Source organism: Pseudoalteromonas sp. PPB1, assembly GCF_015356275.1.
Classification (GTDB): Bacteria; Pseudomonadota; Gammaproteobacteria; order Enterobacterales; family Alteromonadaceae; genus Pseudoalteromonas; species Pseudoalteromonas rubra_D.
Genome location: NZ_JACEQV010000027.1, coordinates 1 through 17,795, shown reverse-complemented (window position 1 = coordinate 17,795; position 17,795 = coordinate 1). Strand labels below are relative to the sequence as shown.

Genomic DNA, 17,795 nt, shown 5'->3' with positions numbered 1-17,795 from the left:
AAGTGGTATGAGCAAGTTACAGGCGGGGTATGGGCCCGAGTATTGGGATAAATATGGGGTATATCGCACGCCTGTAGGGTTTAATCTGACTTTGTTGGTGTTGCTCAGGCCCTTTTTTCTGTGGCTGGTTTCAGCCCTCACATGGCGTCCTGATCTTGATCTCATGTCATTGTTTTTTCATTCAAAGCAGCACTTCTTTGTGGCAGTCATGATAGCGAGTCTGGCACTGATCCCGACTGTGCTGTTTTCATTGCGCAGGCCAACAAGTTCTCCCAAACTCGCCAACTTCTGGCGTCATATGCGCTGGCCACTGCTGCTGGCAGCCTGTCTCGACCTGGCCTGGCTGGGGATGCAAATTGTTCAGGCGCAGTATCAGTTTTCTTTCTATCTGGCCATTCAAGCAGTGTTGGTGTCTTGGGTAATTTTATATTTGCTCAAAAGCCGATACTTAACGTGTTTTTTTGGGGATTGGCCTGAACCTGAAAATAATTGACTTGACGCTGACGGGCTAACAACTAAACATTAGGGCGATCGTGGCTTTCATATTGGCGTAAAAATAACACGCTAGTCTGATCTGGACTGGCTGTGTCACTCTATAACAATAAGACAAATCTCATGTGTTGCCAATATGGAGTAACCCAACATCAAGCGGAGAAAGAGACATGTTAACTTGGCGAGATATTCTGCAGTTCGCAGACAACGGTAATCCACAACCACCCAGGCGCGTCGAAAAAAATCTGATGCAATGGCAGGCGTTGCTGGAACCTTCGGTTTTTCATATCACCCGCAACCGCGGTACGGAGCGTCCGTTTAGCTCGCAAAGCTGCACTGTATTTTCACCGGGTAAATATCATTGTGCCTGCTGTGAACAGCTGCTGTTTGATGCAGAAGAAAAGTTTGATAGCGGCTCTGGCTGGCCCTCGTTTACTCAGCCATATTGTGCAGATTCAGTCGCTTATCGGCTGGACCGCTCCCATGGTATGGACAGAGTGGAGATTGTTTGCAATGTCTGCGATGCGCATCTTGGACACGTTTTTCCGGATGGTCCTAAGCCTAGTGGTTTGCGCTATTGTGTCAATGCACTGGCGTTGAAAAAACACGAAGAAGGCACCCACTAAGTTATCAGGGGCGTTTTTCGTTAGGGTTTAAAGTCCAGTTTCATCTCTGCCAGCTGGGCTTGTAGCTTGTCGAAGCGTTCCTGCTGCTCAGGTTCAAGGTGTGCCGCGCTCAGTGTCTTATAGCATTTTTCTGCCAGATTTGAGTTAAACGTGGTGGCTTGCTTTCCGGTTGCATCGGCCAGGCATTGCAGTAAATTGAGTGCGATACTGGCATTTTTAGGCATCACTCTGAATGCTTGTGTGAACGCTTCTAATGCCACGTCTAACTGCCCCTTCTGGAACTGCTTTACAGCGTGGTTATTGAGCTCTTTTGGTCCCATTGTGATGTTTTTTCGTTCATCCTGTTGTTGTTGAAGCAGGTGCATTAAGGTTGGATCTTTCTGCTGCTGATGGCGTTCGCAGTGCGTAATTATTTGACCAAACAACGCTTCTGCTTTGTGCTGAAACCCCAATTCGTGGAAGGCTTTGGCTTTATCTAATGCAGCATCAACCGAGCGTATTTGAGGCTCATCTTCCAACTGTTCCATGAGTTGCCGCGCTTTGGTATGTTCATCTTTCAGATAATGAAGCCGCGCATTTAATACGTCAATTTGAGTCTGGTTGTTGGCATTGGGAAACTGCTTTTTGAGATCACTCAGATATTGCTGAGTTTGTCGGGTGAGACGGGTGATCTGGTCATGCTGATCTGTGCTGAGCGCAAAGTCAATGCCAGCTCGGGCTGCATTCAAATAGACTTCCGGGCTGTCATGCATTGAAAAGCGGGCAAAGTTAGCGATTTCTTTTTGTGCATTGTAGCTGCATTCATAATCATGGTTAATACGTGCAACGGTACTGAGAGACTTCTGACGCTCAATATTGCGCGGTGCAATCTGAGAGGCTTTTACCAACGACTCCTGTGCTTCTTCAAATTGGTTGAGTTTGAGTTCCAGGCGAGACAATAGATCTAATGCGGCAAGTCGGGTTTCGCTTTTCTCTATCAGTGACTTGAGCATTTTTTGCGCCATGATGTCTTCATTATTTGCTATCAGGGTTTCGACTAAACCGAGTTTGGCCCAGGTAAACTTTTGCAGCTCAAGTACGGAGCGATAGAATTGCTTGGTTTCGTCAAACTGCTTAAGTTTTAACAGGGTCTCGCCTTTAAGCTTTAGTAATATCGGGCTGTAAGCGTGCTCACCGCTCTCAAGTTCAGAGTTAATGAGTTTGAGCGCTTTAGAGTAATTCTCGTCGTCAATCAAGTTATAGAGCGCCTTAAGGCTACGTTTACGCTTTAACACTCGCTCAATACGCGCTTTCAGCTCCTTTATGCTAAAAGGCTTCACCAGGAAGTCATCTGGTTGCAACTCAACGATACTGTGAACTAATTCTGGACTGGTTTCTGCGGAGGTGAAAATAAACCCGGTGCTTTGGCGGATCAGGCGTTTTTTAAGCAGCTCCTCGTATAGCTGATACCCATTCTGACGTTTACTCAGATCAAACGAGCAAATAATTAAATCGAATTTATGATGGATACAACTTTCCTTTGCCAGCTGGGCGTTTTCGGCAAACTGGACGTTTTTGTAGGCCAGCTGGTCCAGCGACTGCTTAATGTAGCTCAGCGCTAGCTGCTGTTCTTCCACGATCAAAATTTTTGCATTTACAAAGGGTTGAACAGGCATAGAGTAAAGGATAAAGGAATAAATTCTGCATGCTTTTAGTCTAGACGTTTATTTTTTCTTTTGAAACATAAGGATTAAAAAGCTTGCTAAGAATGCATAGAAAGTAGGGGGGGCATTGTTAGAACGAGTCCAGTGCTGAATTGACTGAAGTATACGAGAAAAATAATAAGAATTTAGATGATGGTGGGTTGTAATGAACTTGAATTGGTAATGCTCGCCTTGGTTAGGAATGAGCGCGATGTGGCATCGACCAATGTACACGAGGTAAATAATAAGAATTTAGATGATGGTGGGTTGTAATGAATTTGAATGGGTAATGCTCGCCTTGGTTAGGAATGAGTGCGATGTGGCATCGACCAATGTACACAAGGTAAATAACAGGAATTTAGATGATGGTGGGTTGTACTGGACTTGAACCAGTGACCCTCGCCTTGTAAGGGCGATGCTCTCCCAACTGAGCTAACAACCCATCTTAAATTTACAGCAGCTTTCAAAGTTATGGTGGGTTGTACTGACTTTAAATCAGTCCCTTGCCTTGGTAAGAATGAGCGCGATGCTGCATCGACCAAAGTTCACCAATTAATGGTGGGTTGTACTGGACTTGAACCAGTGACCCTCGCCTTGTAAGGGCGATGCTCTCCCAACTGAGCTAACAACCCAATACGCTGTTTCAAATGTGAATGACTATGCTGTCTTTTCACCGAATTAATGGTGAGTTGTACTGACCTTAAATCAGAAAACTTGCATTGGTAAGAATGAGCGCGATGCTGCATCGACCAAGTTCACCAAAATTATGGTGGGTTGTACTGGACTTGAACCAGTGACCCTCGCCTTGTAAGGGCGATGCTCTCCCAACTGAGCTAACAACCCACATTCGAAACCAACAACACCTTGCCGTGTCGTTGTGGGGCGCTATTATATGTTTCCTTTCAAAGGAGTCAACACAAAATCTTGATTTTTTATCTGCATGCTTCTTTTATGTTCACCTGTTCGTTTTTTGGGTATTTCCCTTCATTATATGTCCAGGCGATAAATGAAGCATAGATATCTTATGAAAGTGATAGAAATAGAATCGGGAGTTGTGGGGGATTAGGCTGCAGGTTGAATTAAAGAGGGGGTGAGTTGTCGGGCAATATTAAAAGGCTTATTTTTGTGCTGAGTATCTTTGAGCCTCAGCTCAAAATACTTGTTGCATGTGGCAGGGCATTAATCTGCGCTTTTTAATTTAACTACAGCTTGGAGAGAATGATAGAAGATGTGGATAACAGTGGCCTCAAAATACTGATGGGGAAGTGCCATGACCCGTGTTTGATAGGGTGAACTGGTTTTAAATTGAGCAAAAACATAGACTTCTATTGATTGCACCCTGAGTTTCGCTTATATTCTGTTCTTTCGGGTGTTTTTCCAGCAGTTAAGAAAAACTTGCAGAAAAGGTGTTGACTTTGTTTTCTGTGATGCATAGAATGCGCCCCGCACTCAGCGATGCGGCGGTGACGTTTCATTGCGAATAGGTGAGGGGCTATAGCTCAGCTGGGAGAGCGCTTGCATGGCATGCAAGAGGTCGGCGGTTCGATCCCGCCTAGCTCCACCAAACCTAGTGTAAATATGTCCTAGTGATATAATGTTCGGATGTGGCTTCGAATGCCATACTTCGAAATGTTGTGTCCCCTTCGTCTAGAGGCCTAGGACACCGCCCTTTCACGGCGGTAACAGGGGTTCGAATCCCCTAGGGGACGCCACTTACTTAGTTAAGTACTAAACTCGTATGGTAAGAGTCTAAATAACCAGTCCTAGTGACACAGAACATTCTGTAAGAGAGAATAATGCCGTTCGCTTTTTCTGGCAAAAGGCTCACCTCAACGCAGAATTAGCAAATCAGTAATTTGCTAGACAAATTCTGCGTCCCCTTCGTCTAGAGGCCTAGGACACCGCCCTTTCACGGCGGTAACAGGGGTTCGAATCCCCTAGGGGACGCCACTTACTTAGGTAAGTACTAAACTCATATGGTAAGAGTCTAAATAACCAGTCCTAGTGACACATTCTGTGTCCCCTTCGTCTAGAGGCCTAGGACACCGCCCTTTCACGGCGGTAACAGGGGTTCGAATCCCCTAGGGGACGCCACTTACTTCGGTAAGTAAAATACTCGTATGGTAAGAGTCTAAATAACCAGTCCTAGTGACACAGGAAAAACACCTGCGTCCCCTTCGTCTAGAGGCCTAGGACACCGCCCTTTCACGGCGGTAACAGGGGTTCGAATCCCCTAGGGGACGCCACTCTTCTTAGAAATGTCATTCTTTTTTAATTCATACTCATAATTTCCCCATTAGATTTATCCTCCTCTGTTTCGTTATTTTCAATATTCTGATGAATTTTTTCATATATTTCATTTACTTGAATTATTTGATTTAAAACAAAGTTAAGGCTTTATTAACAAGCTCACCTAAGAAAAATGGGTTAGTATCGCGTTTTTTAGGTGAGTATCATGGCCAAAAGATGTACCGATTATACGGATAAAGAAAATGATTATCCGGTCTCTTATAACCTCTTATCTACCACAGATACAAAAGGGCGGATCACATACGCGAACCAGAGCTTTTGTGATGTTGCTGGCTTCGCATTAGATGAGCTGGAAGGGCAGCCACATAACCTGGTACGTCACCCAACTATGCCCAAAGCCGCATTTAAAGATCTCTGGCAATTCATCGGGTCAGGCAAGCCCTGGATGGGCATAGTAAAAAATCGCTGTAAAAATGGAGACCATTACTGGGTCAATGCTTATGTGACGCCAATCAATGATGAGCTTGGTCAAACTGCCGAGTATCAATCCGTGCGAACCAAGCCCGAACGGAAAGTGGTGAAACGAGCTGAAAACATCTACCAGCAACTTGATAAGGGGGTTGATGCGGCAAAATTGACGCGTTCATCTATGTCTTTGTCAGCTCAAATGATGTTGATCCTATTGGTGTCTTATATATTGAGCATGATTTTTACCAGCTTGCCTGCACCATGGAACTACATCCTGGAGACCTTACTGCTTGTTGGCGTACTTACGCTGACTTATCAAAGGCTGTCACCGGTGCGTCGTTTGAGTCAAAAAGCCAAACAAGTTTACGACAATCCCCTGATGCAAAAAATCTACCTCAATAAAGTGAATGATGTCGCGGCCATTGAGCTAGCGTTGCTGGCACGCGGCTCTGAGCTACGCGCCGTGCTGGGCAGAGTACAAGATGCCAGTCAGCTTGTTGACCAGCATGCACAAGCAACCGTGTCAGAATGCCACAGCAATACCGAGCTATTGCAGGAGCAACAAAGTCAGACTGGTTCTTTGGCGACAGCGATGAACGAAATGACCGCTGCGATTTCTGATATTGCAGGCAATACCAGTGATGCTGCGAACCGCTCTGAAGGGGCGTTGCGCTCAGTATTGGATTCGAACTCTGTGGTGCAGGCCAGCATGCAAACAAACCATGCTTTATGTGAAGAGTTGAGCCGCACTCAGCGTGATATTGCTGAGCTAAATGAACAAACCGTGCATATTGGGGGAGTGGTTGATGTGATACGCGATATTTCGGAGCAGACTAATTTGCTAGCTCTGAATGCGGCAATAGAAGCCGCCAGGGCTGGTGAGCAAGGCCGAGGTTTTGCCGTGGTGGCTGATGAAGTAAGGGCATTGGCACAACGAACTCAGGATTCGACCAGAGAGATTGATGATATAGTCGCCGGGCTCAAACAACGGGCTGAGCGCGCGGTAGCGGCGATTCAAAATGGGGTTGAGAAGTCGACTGAATGTGTGGCTCAAGCTGAGCAAACAAGAGAAAACTTGGCCTCGATAGAGCATATGGTAAAAGATATTTCTGCACTGAATTACGAAATAGCCACTGCGACTGACCAAATGTCGGGTGCTAGTAATGAGATCAACGACAAAGCCGTGAATATCTCCGGGCTTGCGAATGCCTCAATGCAAAGTGCAGACACCACCACTGCAGCGATGAAAAATACAGAGCAAGCGCTGGCCGATCAAGCTGCATTGGTTGATCAGTTTCTGTTGAGACTCAGCAATTAAAAAAATTAAGAAAATGTGAATAAGCAATCTCTTGCTGGTATTATTTAGAATAGCAACTTTATATGTCCAAATCACAGATTTTGACATTGATATGCGTATATAAATCACACATAGGGATAACAAATGAGCAAGTTACAGAAAGCCTCAAAAATGGGTGTCGCAGCACTGATCATGACACTGGCGAACACGCAGGTGAGCGTAGCAGGAGTCGATGGAGGTTACTTCTCCGGTAAAAAGCAAGATTGCGAGATCTGGCGAGACGTTGCGCCTTATAACTGGGCAAATACGACCCGTGGTAATCAATCCATGATTTTTTACTGCAATCGTGGCGGCTACACAGTGACCACGGTTGAGCTAAAGATCAAGCGTATTAGTGATAATACAGTTGTGTTTCGTGAAAAAAGAAAGCAAAACCTGACATCGGGTTATGGTCACGGCTTTTATCCAGATCTGGGTGCGAACATCAACGAAGAGTATAAAATGGAACTGGACTATACCTTCGTCAAACTCAAGCATGGCAAGCCTGTTTGGGACAACAAAAAAACTAAAACGTGCAAACGTACATTCACACCAACCAATGCGAATTCAACGCGCGGAGAGATCTTCTGGTCTATCAAGAGCGCGGGCACGGCCTATCACAACAATGGCTGTCAGGGCGTGCGCTTCGATATCCACTAATATATTCAGGCAGGCTGACCGTTTCAGGTCAGTCTGCTAACTGGTATTGGGATGTAGCATGAAAGCTAAATACCTACTGATCAACATCTTGTGCTTTATGCTCGGTTTTCTGATAGCGGCGATGTTACTGTATCAACCCTCCCCGGGGAGCGGCGCGCATGCAGGTAGCGCTGAGCACCCGGCTGTACAATCAGCACCTCATTTTGAGACAGGTACCCCGCTTTTGAGCGAGGTAAAGGGGAGACCGAAAGAACAGGTAAACACCACAACAGCATCTACACGTAATAGCGGGCGCATGCCGAAGCAGGCGAGCACTGACAAGGCTGCTTTACTAGCGATAGCACAGGACATAGGTTTAGACAGTCATGTGTACCCAGACTTAGCGGATTATGCAAGTCAGGATATTGCCAGGCTCATTGAACAGCATTTGCTGACAGACTTTCGCGTTTCAAGCGCGGATATATACACACAGTTTGATGAGATAGAACACTATCTCGAAGAAATGCCAGAGCTGGTATCTCAGTACTTTTTCGCGGACTTAATGACACATAGCCAGTACAAAGGTGAGTTATTTCAGAGTTTTGCGATTCACTTAATGGCACAAAATGTCGAACAGATTGAGGTAAGTACTGAGCGTCTCAGCCAGATACAGACTCTGATCGCAACAGCCAGCGACAATGAGAGTGAGTTGGTGCGTTTAAGCGTGCTAGAGGCGCTGGCTACAATGAGTTCAGACAAAGCCCAGCTGCAACAAGTGTTGAGCCAGTTCACAGAGGAAGAAAGCGCGGTGATACAGGCAAAAATAACTTTGCTAAATTACCATATGTCTTTGACGAATAAACTAAATATTGACTGATCTTATCCTGGCTTGTAGCGCAAAGCTCTACTAACTTACTCAGGCAATATGGCATCGCAAATAAATTTTATCGGGTGATCCTTTTAAATATTATTTTGTTATAATATAACATTGTCAAATTCAATGTTCTGACAAGGCGCCTGATATGCAAGCACTTAATTCCAAACCCTCAACGCTCACAACGGAGCAAATTCTGGCTGCACCTGAATCCGATTATATGAATGCCGAACAATTAGCATTTTTCAGACAATATCTGGTTGAGTTACATGACTCTACCAGAGCGCGTATTCGCGATACCAAAGCACAAATAATGGATCCGCCTGAATTGGTTGATTTGAGTGACAGAGCATCATGGGAAGAGCAATGTATGATCCTGATGCGCATTGTTGACCGTGAGCAGAAGCTGTTACCTAAAATCCAGCAGGCACTGGAGCGGATCCGGCTCAATGAGTATGGCTATTGTCAGGAAACGGGTGAACCGATCGGCATTGCCCGCTTGCTGGCAAGACCCACTGCTGAATTATGCGCTGACGTAAAACTGTGCTCTGAACTGAAGGAGCACATGTACGTTAAAGACAGAGATGTCTGACAGAACTTGAACCCACACAATCTACCGTCAAAAACTGTGTAAGGTAATCAAGCAATGGCTAAGTTAAATACATCAAATTTATTGCCCGTAACCGTGTTGTCAGGCTTTCTAGGGGCAGGAAAAACCACGGTGCTGAACCATATTCTAAGTAACCGTGAGGGTCTAAAAGTGGCCGTTATTGTCAATGATATGAGCGAAATCAACATTGATGCTGCGACGGTTCAAAATGAAGTGAGTCTCAATCGGGCCGAGGAAAAATTGGTTGAGATGAGTAATGGATGCATTTGTTGCACACTCAGAGAAGACCTGCTTGAAGAGGTCGACCGGCTGGCGAAGTCGGGTAAATATGATTACCTGGTGATTGAATCAACCGGTATTTCTGAACCATTGCCCGTAGCTGAAACCTTTACCTTTGCAGATGAGCAGGGGGTAAGTCTATCTGACATCGCCACTTTGGATACTATGGTCACAGTAGTGGATGCGGTGAACTTTCTGAAAGACTACGATCGGGCTGAGGCGTTGCAGGATGTCGGTGAGAGCTTAGGTGAGGAAGATGAGCGTAGTGTGGCCGATTTACTTGTTGAACAGGTTGAATTTGCCGATGTATTGCTGATCAGTAAAACAGATTTGATCTCAGATACTGAGCTTAAACGTTTGCAGAGCATTTTGCGTACACTTAATACCGATGCTGAGCAAATACCCATGGCACATGGCAAGGTCCCTCTGACGCAGGTGTTAAATACCAAAAAGTTCAGTTTTGAAAAAGCCCAGCAGGCGCCCGGCTGGCTCAAAGAGCTCAGGGGCGAGCACATTCCGGAAACGGAAGAGTTTGGCATCAGCAGTTTTACTTTTTGTGCCAGAAGACCCTTCCATCCGGAAAAGTTTTATGACTTCTTACACAGTGACGAGCTGGCCGGCAAGCTTATCCGCTCAAAGGGGTTTTTCTGGCTGGCAACCCGGCCTCACTTTGCCGGTAGCTGGAGTCAGGCTGGGGGAATTGCCAGACATGGCGCGGCAGGACTATTTTGGAAAGCCGTACCACGAGATCAGTGGCCAGAAGACCCGGAATATATTGCTGCCATTGAAGAGCACTGGGTTGAGCCTTTTGGCGACATGCGCCAGGAATTAGTGTTTATTGGTCAGGGGCTGGATAAAGAAGACATTATCCGCCGCCTGAACGCGTGTTTGCTGAGTGAAGAAGACGTGCTAAAAGGCCAGCAAGCGTGGAAAACGCTACCGGATCCTTTCCCTTCCTGGGAGCACTAAATAAAAATCAGCCAGGCAACCAGGCTGGCCGCCAGACAGTAATAGAGCATGGGAATCAGGGTGTAACGAATAATATCACCCTCTTTGCCATGCAGGCCGACGACACTGGCGGCTGCCACCACATTGACCACCGCAATCATATTGCCACCATTCGCGCCGAGCATTTGTAGTGCCAGCACCAGCTGCATATCCAGCCCGGCTTCTGCTGCTAATGCTTGCTGAAAACTGGCAAACATCAGATTAGAAAAGGTTGCCGAGCCCGCGATAAAAGCCCCTAACGCACCCACCAGAGGCGCAATCAATAACCAAAAGTCACTCAAGTGTAACGCGACAGATTCAGCCAGTGCCATCGGCATGGCGGGCAGGGCTGCATCGTTTACGTCGGAGTGCAGAAAGATACGTACCATAGGCACGGCTGCGCCCAATGCGATGACCGAGGGCAATAACATACTGGCACTGTTTTGCAGGGCAAGACGAAAGTGTGACATCGTGCCGCCTTGCAACCGCAATGCAAAAAGCGCGGTTACGACAAACACACTGCCTGGCAGATACAGAGGCATGACATTGACTGAAATGGCGGATCCCAGGATATGGGTCCATTCAAACTGAACGCTTTGAAGTATTGCTTTGAACGGCAATGAGGGGATCCGGGTTAGCACGAGCAATGCGGCAACTAATACATAGGGCAACCAGGCTCTGACCAGGCTCAATGAAGGAGTGTCAGTATTCGACGTCGTTGATATTGTTGTGTTTTCGGGTTTAGGCAATAGAAACCCTTTTTGCGCTAAGGGGCAGACAATCGCTAATCCTGCCATGGCGCCCAGCACAGAGGGAAATTCAGGCCCCAGTAACCAGACGACGCCATACGCGGGCAGGGTAAAAGCCAGCGCACTGAATAGGGCAAAAGGCGCCATCGCAAATCCGGATCGCCAGCTAGGGGCGTCGCTGAAAAAGCGGCAATACAGCATAACTAAGATCAAAGGTAATAGGGCTGCAACAATAATATCAATACCAATGGCGGTTAAAGCGATGTGCTTAACCTGTGAGTAGTCGATATTCGCTGCACCCTGACCAATTCCGACAATCGCTGGTGTACCAACGGCACCAAATGAGACCGCACTGGAGTCTGCCACCAGTGCCAGTACAACCGCGCTCAGCGGCGTAAACCCCAGGGCAACCAGCAATGGCGCTGCGATGGCTGCGGGTGTACCAAATCCGGCTGCCCCCTCCAGAAAGCTGCCAAATAACCAGGCAATGATAATCAACTGCACTCGTTTGTCGGGACTGATCCGGGCGAACCCGTGTTTAATGGTGAGGACAGCCCCGGTGTGTTGTAGCACCTTGAGTAAAAAGATTGCCCCGAAAACAATCCATATTATGGTCAGTGCGATGATCAAGCCCTCCAGTGCGGCGGCTGAGATTTGTTGCCAGGGGACTTGCCAGACCAAATAAGCGGATAAAGCGCTAAGCAGCAAACTAAACGGCATAGCTTGCCTCGCAGGTAACCTAAATAACACCAGCAAGAGAAACACGCTAAGGATGGGCACCAGGGCCGTGAGTAGTTGCGGTAGCGTCATCAGAGAATAACCAATCCGTTGCTTAATAATGTGAGCTTAGCATGTGAATAAGACACTGAATATATGGAGTTTGTAACACTTGTTCTAAAGGTAACGCAGGCATGCTGCTCAAACAAATTGGTCAGCCACGACATAAATGTAATGGTTTGTAACACTTCATTTGGATTTATCGTTTAATTGATGTACTAAATTAACACGCGTCTTGTTAGTGTAAATTTCAGTCAGGGAAGGCTTGGATAACTCCTGACTTTGGCGAGCAACGGTGCACAAAAGCAATGCTCACAGATATCAGATATAACAAGGAGGCGACATGCTGACGTTGCATATTATTGCTGGGTCATTTTTATTGTTGTTTGGCATAGGCGCATTGAGTTTTGCCAAAGGAACCACCAGACACAGATGGTCCGGAAATCTATTTTTTTTTTCTATGTTAATTATGGCGGGCAGTGCCGCGCTGTTTAATGGCGGCCTGACGATGGCGTTACTGACCTTGTACTATGGCTCAACAGCCTGGGCGGTTGTGTTGAGAAAAGAGCGTTCAGTGGGCGCTTTTGAGTTCATTGCAATGCTGGTGATCATCTACATCAGCTTTGACTTGTTTTACTTCGTTTATACCGCAACCGAGCTTTCGGCAACATTCAAAACCATATTTACCCTTCATGCGGTGATTGCCGCGATGGCTGCGTGTCTAGATGCCAAAATGATATTGAGTGGTGGACTCAGCGGCAAGCATCGCATGGTTAGGCATACGTGGAGAGCGTGTTTTGCGTTATTAGGTGCGGTGATGTCTTTCTCAGCCAATACATCAGACAGTTGGCCGGATTTCATAGACAGTAATGCGCTGATATATCTGATGATAGGTGTACTTTTCTACTGGGTGATCCGGGTCTTGTTCACCAACTGGTACAATCAAATCACAGATGAGCTGGGCAGCAGTGTGTTGCTTAAAAGACTAATGATGATCAGGCGACCAGCAAACAGCGAATAATGTGGGTGGCAGTGATGTGTGGTGGGCTTTGAGTTGCGCCCACTGTGCACCAAGGTGTTTACTCTGTTTTCTCTTTAAACTCGCACAAGTCTTCGATGATATAGCTGCCACATTTTTATCCATGGCAAATTTAGTAAGGTTTGAAACGCGAAAAATGTAGTTGTCTGCGGCGTTGATATGCGAGCAGATATGTAGCAAAGGTCGTTTAAAGCCAGCATTATTGATTTGAAATACTTAATGGGTGCCGACTCATTCTTACGGTAATTTAACTTAATTCTGCTTATTGAGTTTGAACTATTACCTTGTTAAGTTAATAATTGCTGATGTTAACTTAACAAGGTGGCTGTTATGACTGCAAAAGCACTAATACCCTTAGCATTGGAAAGATTAGAGTGTAACCAGACAGAGCTTGCAAATAAGCTCGGTGTATCTAGAGCTCAGGTGACGAAATGGAAGAATGGTGAGTTTATGTCACTTGAGATGGAGAAAAGTTTATTAAAAATGATTGGTTTAGAGGAGGGGGATATACCTGAGCTGATTATTTTAGTTGGGGGGGAGGAGCAGGTTAAGAAGTGGAGCCTACTTGTCGAGTTTGAAGCTAGTCGGGCACTTGATAACTCCGAGACAGGTTATCATACGTATCCTCTCGAAATATACGGTGATGCACGATACTTAACTTTTAGCATTTTAAGTACGCTAAATAGTGCAGGAGCTGAAATCCCCAGAGCTTTTCCTACAGAACTAGATTTTGACTATAGAACCGCATTAGATACGGATAATCACACAGAGTGGGAAAGGGTTTTGGAAATATTGGAAGCCAACCCGTATTCTTCTCTAGTGGGCAGGTGCTTCAATGTGTTAACTGATCTGTATGGTTTCTATTTAGCATATATGGATGACGCTATGGATAGTTTAATTGACGTAAAAGGGTTTTCTGACTCAGGTATTGAGAATATTGAGCCTTGCTTGATTGAGCTTGCACTTGCAAAGGTGGAGGGCCAAACGAGCGTTTGCAAGGATATTGAACGATTTAGAAGGAAGACTTTTAATAATTATGGAGATTGGTTGGTGGAGTTTAAGAAGCTTTCATATGAAAATGGTATACCTATGAAAGTTGAGGTAATGACTCTACTTCACAATCACCACGATGCGATTGGAGTCTCCGCTGAGCGAGAAAGTATGGGTTTTAATTCGGCACAAATTCATCCTGATATCTATATGAATGAGCTGATCCAAGGTATGAGATTAATTCATCAGGTTCTTCCTATTATTTGTGAAAAGTTAGATATAACAGAACAAGAGCTAAAAATTAATCTACAAGAACTGACTTCTAGAGGTTAAGCTATAGCCAAAAACAGGCAGTAATAAGGTACAACGCTTACTGACTATCTTTGGTCATATTCGGCAGGTTGTTTGTGGGGGTAACGATTGACACTTATCGTTACCGCTCTTAATTGAGTGCTTACTTAGTCTTCTACTTTCTCTTTAAACTCGCACAAGTCTTCGATGATACAGCTGCCACATTTAGGCTTGCGTGCGGTACACACGTAGCGACCGAGTAAAATCAGCCAGTGGTGGACGTCGACTTTAAACTCTTTGGGCACCACCTTTTCTAGTTTTTCTTCAACTGCGACCACATCTTTACCCATGGCAAATTTAGTGCGGTTTGATACACGGAAAATGTGTGTATCAACAGCAATGGTGGGCCAGCCGAAAGCACAATTAAGCACCACGTTAGCGGTTTTACGACCGACGCCAGGCAGGGCTTCAAGAGCCTCTCGGTTCTCCGGGACTTCACCGTCATGCTGTTCCATCAGAATATGACACATCTTGTAGACGTTATTTGCTTTAGAGTTAAATAAGCCTATGGTTTTGATGTAGTCCCTCAGGCCGTCGACACCCAGGTCGATAATCGCCTGTGGTGTGTTAGCCACGGGGAACAGCTTACGAGTGGCTTTGTTGACACTCACATCAGTGGCCTGAGCTGACAAAGTGACGGCGACCAGCAGCTCGAATGGTGAGGTGTATTCCAGTTCAGTCTCCGGGTTAGGATTGTCATCCCGCAGACGGGTGAGAATTTCGAGTCGTTTTGCTTTATTCATAGTACTGACTTACTTGCTGTATGGTTGTGCTGTTGATTTTATCGGTGTTGAGCGGGAAAGTGACGGCTTTCCCGCAACGAATTAATCTAAGCTGGTGACCCTGGCTCGTGGCGCCTTTTCAGGGTTGCCGACAGGTTCAGCCTGGGCTTCTTTGCGGGCATCGACATAATTCTTAGCTGCAATGATTAAACCGAGTCCTAAAAATGCGCCGGGCGGTAAAATGGCCACCAGAAATTGACTGTCGAACTCGATGACTTCGATCCGCAGTGCCGTAGCCCAGTCGCCCAGTAACAGGTTTGCACCATCAAACAGGGTGCCCTGGCCAATTAACTCGCGCATGGCGCCAAGTAACACCAGCACAGCACCAAAGCCCAATCCCATCATAATGCCATCCCATGCCGAAAGTAGGGGGGTATTTTTAGAGGCATATGCTTCGGCACGGCCAATGATGGCACAGTTGGTGACGATAAGCGGAATAAAAATCCCCAATGACTGATACAGACCGAACGTGTATGCGTTCATGAGTAGTTGTACGATAGTCACGAAGGCGGCAATGATCATCACAAAGACCGGGATCCGGATGTCTTTGGGGACCCAGTTTCGCACAATTGAGACTGTGACATTGGAGCCAACCAGTACCAGTAAAGTGGCCAGCCCCAAGCCCAAAGCATTGGTGATGGTGCTGGTGACGGCCAGCAACGGACACAGGCCCAGCAGCTGCACGAGTGCGGGGTTGTTTTTCCACATCCCCTCGTGGGCGAGTTGTTTAAATTCACTCATCGATGGCCTCCTGACAGTGGTTTGGCGCTGCAAAGAGTGTGTCAAAATTGCTGCGGGCATACCAGGCTGCGGCATTAACACTCTGAACGACGGCGCGTGGTGTGATAGTCGCACCGGTGAATTGATCAAACTGCCCGCCATCTTTTTGGACATTAAAAGCCGGGTCTTTTTCCTGAGTTACGGCCGTTCCACTGAAACGGGTTATCCAGTCAGACTTTGCCAGCTCTACTTTATCGCCAAGACCGGGGGTTTCTTCATGGCGCGTGACGCGTACGCCGGCTATCTCACCATTGTTGTAGACTGCGCTCAGAATGTCGATATTGCCGCTGTAGCCACGCGGTGTAATATGTTGTACCAGCAAGGCGACAGGGGTATCTTGCAGACGCGCTCGGTAGATGACATGTGGTCCGTTAGGACCCAGCTCCGGCGCACTGCTTACCGTGCAGTCCAGGTAGAGCTCGTTATCGTATTGCGCCTGTGGAATGACCTGAGTGAGGACGCGCATCAGGTGACGTTGTTCCTGCTTGGCAATTTCTGGTGCCGTAAAGGTTTGTACCAGTGCGACGCTACCTGTGGTCGCCAGTGCAAAGGCGGTCAGAATAAGGCCATTTTTCTTCATTGATGACAGGATCATGAGCTTGCTCCATGCCCGTAAGTACGAGGCTGCGTATAGTAATCAATCAAAGGCACCGCCATGTTCATGATCAAAACGGCAAAGGCAACGGCGTCCGGATAGCCACCAAAATGACGAATAAGATAAACCAGTAGCCCAATCAGTGCGCCATAGATCAGACGGCCGCGGTTGGTGGTACTGGCTGACACCGGATCGGTGGCAATAAAAAAGGCGCCCAGCATAGTTGCGCCGCTCAGCAGGTGGAACAGGGTACCTGCTTGCGTTGCCGGAAACAGTGCAAACCCCAGGCCGCTGCATATTGCCAGGGTCACAATAAACGCCACCGGGATATGCCAGTTAATGATTTTGGCTTTTAGCAGGTACAAACCGCCTAACAAGTAAGCCAGGTTAACCCACTGCCAGCCTTGTCCTGCATATTCCCCGAACGCGGCACTATCAGTGGCTTCTGAGACAGTCAAATTTTGCGATATGGCCGTTTTGACATGATCAAGCGGGGTTGCTGAGGTCGTACCATCAATGACCTGGCGTGCTTCCGCAAGCGGCACTCCTGCTAGAGTTTGTTCAGTAAAAATGAGTGCCAATTGGTCAAGTGCAGACAGCGATGTTGCTTGTATGTCTATGATTGGTGTCCAGCTGGTCATCTGTACCGGAAATGAGATTAGCAGTAAAACGTATGCAGCCATCGCGGGGTTGAACAGGTTAAAGCCCAGACCCCCATAGAGCTGCTTGACTATGGCAATGGCAAATACACAGCCAATTACAGTGACCCACCAGGGGGCCAAAGGTGGAATACTCACCGCGAGCAGCACTGCGGTCAGCCAGGCACTGCCATCACTGAGTGTTGGCCAAACAGGGCGACCACGTAGTTTCATCATAGCGGCTTCGGTCGCGCTGACAGTCAGCAACGCCAGTAGTAGCTGGAGTAGGGTGCCAGGACCGAAAAAGTAACTTTGCACTAAAATGCCAGGGACACACGCAGCGATCACTGTCAGCATCAGACGGCTAAGTGTTTTATGGCTGTGATTGTGGGGCGATGAAGCCATGGTTAATTTCATGACAGATCATTTCCTTCTTGGTCTTTGGCGGCGGCCTGCTTTTTCGCTTTTGCGCGTGCCACGGCGGCTTTAATTGCCGCTTGACGTTTTTCTTCCGCGCTCAGGGGCGCTTCGTTTTCGGGCGCTGAATCGGCCGGTTCTGCGTCTGCTTGTTGCTCGGCCTCTTTTGCGGCTTTCTTAGCCTTGGCACGGGCAATGGCAGCAGCAACGGCGGCCTTGCGAGGATCTTCCGGTTCAGCGTCAATCTCAGCAGGCTCAGAGTCTGCTTGTTGCTCGGCCTCTTTTGCGGCTTTCTTAGCCTTGGCACATCAGTTCATAGCCAAACAAAAAAAGCACCTTCGGGTGCTTTTTTGTTTACATCACTTTTGTCATGCAATTATTGTCGTAACCCGAACATTCATCCGCAATAAATGACAAACAGCCAAAAGCAACCC

At 47.0% G+C, this 17,795-nt stretch carries 15 protein-coding genes and 8 tRNA genes; 14 read left to right on the top strand and 9 right to left on the bottom strand.

All coding sequences use genetic code 11. From position 1 onward, the window contains the following. Positions 1-7: 7 nt before the first annotated feature. Positions 8-493, top strand: coding sequence for a DUF2919 family protein (locus tag IY568_RS20575; RefSeq protein ID WP_194868536.1), 486 nt, complete (start codon positions 8-10; stop codon positions 491-493). 169 nt (positions 494-662) lie between these two features. Then, complete coding sequence (msrB, locus tag IY568_RS20570; protein ID WP_058797403.1) at positions 663-1,118, top strand: peptide-methionine (R)-S-oxide reductase MsrB; 456 nt, start codon at positions 663-665, stop codon at positions 1,116-1,118. A gap of 20 nt (positions 1,119-1,138) precedes the next feature. On the opposite strand, the gene IY568_RS20565 is transcribed toward msrB, so the two are convergent. The 4 genes from IY568_RS20565 to IY568_RS20550 all read right to left on the bottom strand — a co-directional run bounded on the left by IY568_RS20565 (position 1,139) and on the right by IY568_RS20550 (position 3,643). After that, positions 1,139-2,773, bottom strand: coding sequence for a response regulator (locus tag IY568_RS20565; protein ID WP_125564444.1), 1,635 nt, complete (start codon positions 2,771-2,773; stop codon positions 1,139-1,141). 393 nt (positions 2,774-3,166) lie between these two features. Continuing rightward, a tRNA-Val gene (locus IY568_RS20560) sits at positions 3,167-3,242 on the bottom strand. Positions 3,243-3,356: 114 nt separating this feature from the next. Then, positions 3,357-3,432: transfer RNA gene (locus tag IY568_RS20555), tRNA-Val, on the bottom strand. 135 nt (positions 3,433-3,567) lie between these two features. Continuing rightward, positions 3,568-3,643, bottom strand: a tRNA-Val gene (locus IY568_RS20550). Positions 3,644-4,288: 645 nt separating this feature from the next. Between IY568_RS20550 and IY568_RS20545 the strand changes: the two genes are divergently transcribed. The 10 genes from IY568_RS20545 (at position 4,289) to zigA (ending at position 10,225) form a co-directional block, all read left to right on the top strand. Beyond that, positions 4,289-4,364, top strand: a tRNA-Ala gene (locus IY568_RS20545). 72 nt (positions 4,365-4,436) lie between these two features. Continuing rightward, a tRNA-Glu gene (locus tag IY568_RS20540) sits at positions 4,437-4,512 on the top strand. A 162-nt stretch (positions 4,513-4,674) separates the two neighbouring features. Further along, positions 4,675-4,750 (top strand) — tRNA-Glu (locus IY568_RS20535). Between the two features lie 68 nt (positions 4,751-4,818). After that, positions 4,819-4,894 (top strand) — tRNA-Glu (locus IY568_RS20530). Between the two features lie 76 nt (positions 4,895-4,970). Beyond that, positions 4,971-5,046, top strand: a tRNA-Glu gene (locus IY568_RS20525). Positions 5,047-5,255: 209 nt separating this feature from the next. After that, positions 5,256-6,836 carry a methyl-accepting chemotaxis protein gene (locus tag IY568_RS20520; RefSeq protein ID WP_194868535.1) on the top strand — a complete coding sequence of 527 codons (1,581 nt, stop codon included), beginning with the start codon at positions 5,256-5,258 and terminating at the stop codon, positions 6,834-6,836. A 123-nt stretch (positions 6,837-6,959) separates the two neighbouring features. Next, positions 6,960-7,514 (top strand): hypothetical protein, encoded by a 555-nt coding sequence (locus IY568_RS20515; protein WP_194868534.1) that lies wholly within the window; start codon positions 6,960-6,962, stop codon positions 7,512-7,514. A 58-nt stretch (positions 7,515-7,572) separates the two neighbouring features. Beyond that, positions 7,573-8,370, top strand: a complete 798-nt coding sequence (locus IY568_RS20510) for a hypothetical protein (protein WP_194868533.1) — start codon at positions 7,573-7,575, stop codon at positions 8,368-8,370. Positions 8,371-8,515: 145 nt separating this feature from the next. Then, on the top strand, positions 8,516-8,959 hold the full coding sequence (locus IY568_RS20505; RefSeq protein WP_194868532.1) for a TraR/DksA C4-type zinc finger protein: 444 nt from the start codon (positions 8,516-8,518) through the stop codon (positions 8,957-8,959). Positions 8,960-9,013: 54 nt separating this feature from the next. Further along, the gene (gene zigA / locus IY568_RS20500) at positions 9,014-10,225 is read left to right on the top strand and encodes a zinc metallochaperone GTPase ZigA (protein WP_194868531.1); all 1,212 of its coding nucleotides are present in this window, start codon (positions 9,014-9,016) and stop codon (positions 10,223-10,225) included. Here the strand turns inward: zigA and IY568_RS20495 are convergent. Beyond that, positions 10,222-11,802, bottom strand: a complete 1,581-nt coding sequence (locus IY568_RS20495; protein WP_194868530.1) for an L-lactate permease — start codon at positions 11,800-11,802, stop codon at positions 10,222-10,224. The genes zigA and IY568_RS20495 overlap by 4 nt on opposite strands. 310 nt (positions 11,803-12,112) lie before the next feature. On the opposite strand from IY568_RS20495, the gene IY568_RS20490 reads away from it, so the two are divergent. Together IY568_RS20490 and IY568_RS20480 are read left to right on the top strand one after the other, a co-directional pair. Next, a complete protein-coding gene (locus tag IY568_RS20490) occupies positions 12,113-12,790 on the top strand; it encodes a hypothetical protein (protein WP_194868529.1) in 678 nt (225 codons plus the stop codon). A 348-nt stretch (positions 12,791-13,138) separates the two neighbouring features. Next, positions 13,139-14,131, top strand: coding sequence for a helix-turn-helix domain-containing protein (locus IY568_RS20480; RefSeq protein WP_194868528.1), 993 nt, complete (start codon positions 13,139-13,141; stop codon positions 14,129-14,131). Positions 14,132-14,256: 125 nt separating this feature from the next. Here the strand turns inward: IY568_RS20480 and nth are convergent, their stop codons facing one another. The 4 genes from nth to rsxD all read right to left on the bottom strand — a co-directional run bounded on the left by nth (position 14,257) and on the right by rsxD (position 17,361). Continuing rightward, positions 14,257-14,892 carry an endonuclease III gene (gene nth / locus IY568_RS20475; RefSeq protein WP_194868527.1) on the bottom strand — a complete coding sequence of 212 codons (636 nt, stop codon included), beginning with the start codon at positions 14,890-14,892 and terminating at the stop codon, positions 14,257-14,259. Positions 14,893-14,973: 81 nt separating this feature from the next. Beyond that, on the bottom strand, positions 14,974-15,672 hold the full coding sequence (locus IY568_RS20470; RefSeq protein ID WP_125564462.1) for an electron transport complex subunit E: 699 nt from the start codon (positions 15,670-15,672) through the stop codon (positions 14,974-14,976). Beyond that, positions 15,665-16,306, bottom strand: a complete 642-nt coding sequence (rsxG, locus tag IY568_RS20465; RefSeq protein WP_125564464.1) for an electron transport complex subunit RsxG — start codon at positions 16,304-16,306, stop codon at positions 15,665-15,667. The genes IY568_RS20470 and rsxG overlap by 8 nt, the downstream gene beginning before the upstream one ends. Beyond that, a complete protein-coding gene (gene rsxD, locus IY568_RS20460; protein WP_194868526.1) occupies positions 16,303-17,361 on the bottom strand; it encodes an electron transport complex subunit RsxD in 1,059 nt (352 codons plus the stop codon). The genes rsxG and rsxD overlap by 4 nt, the downstream gene beginning before the upstream one ends. Positions 17,362-17,795 lie beyond the last annotated feature (434 nt).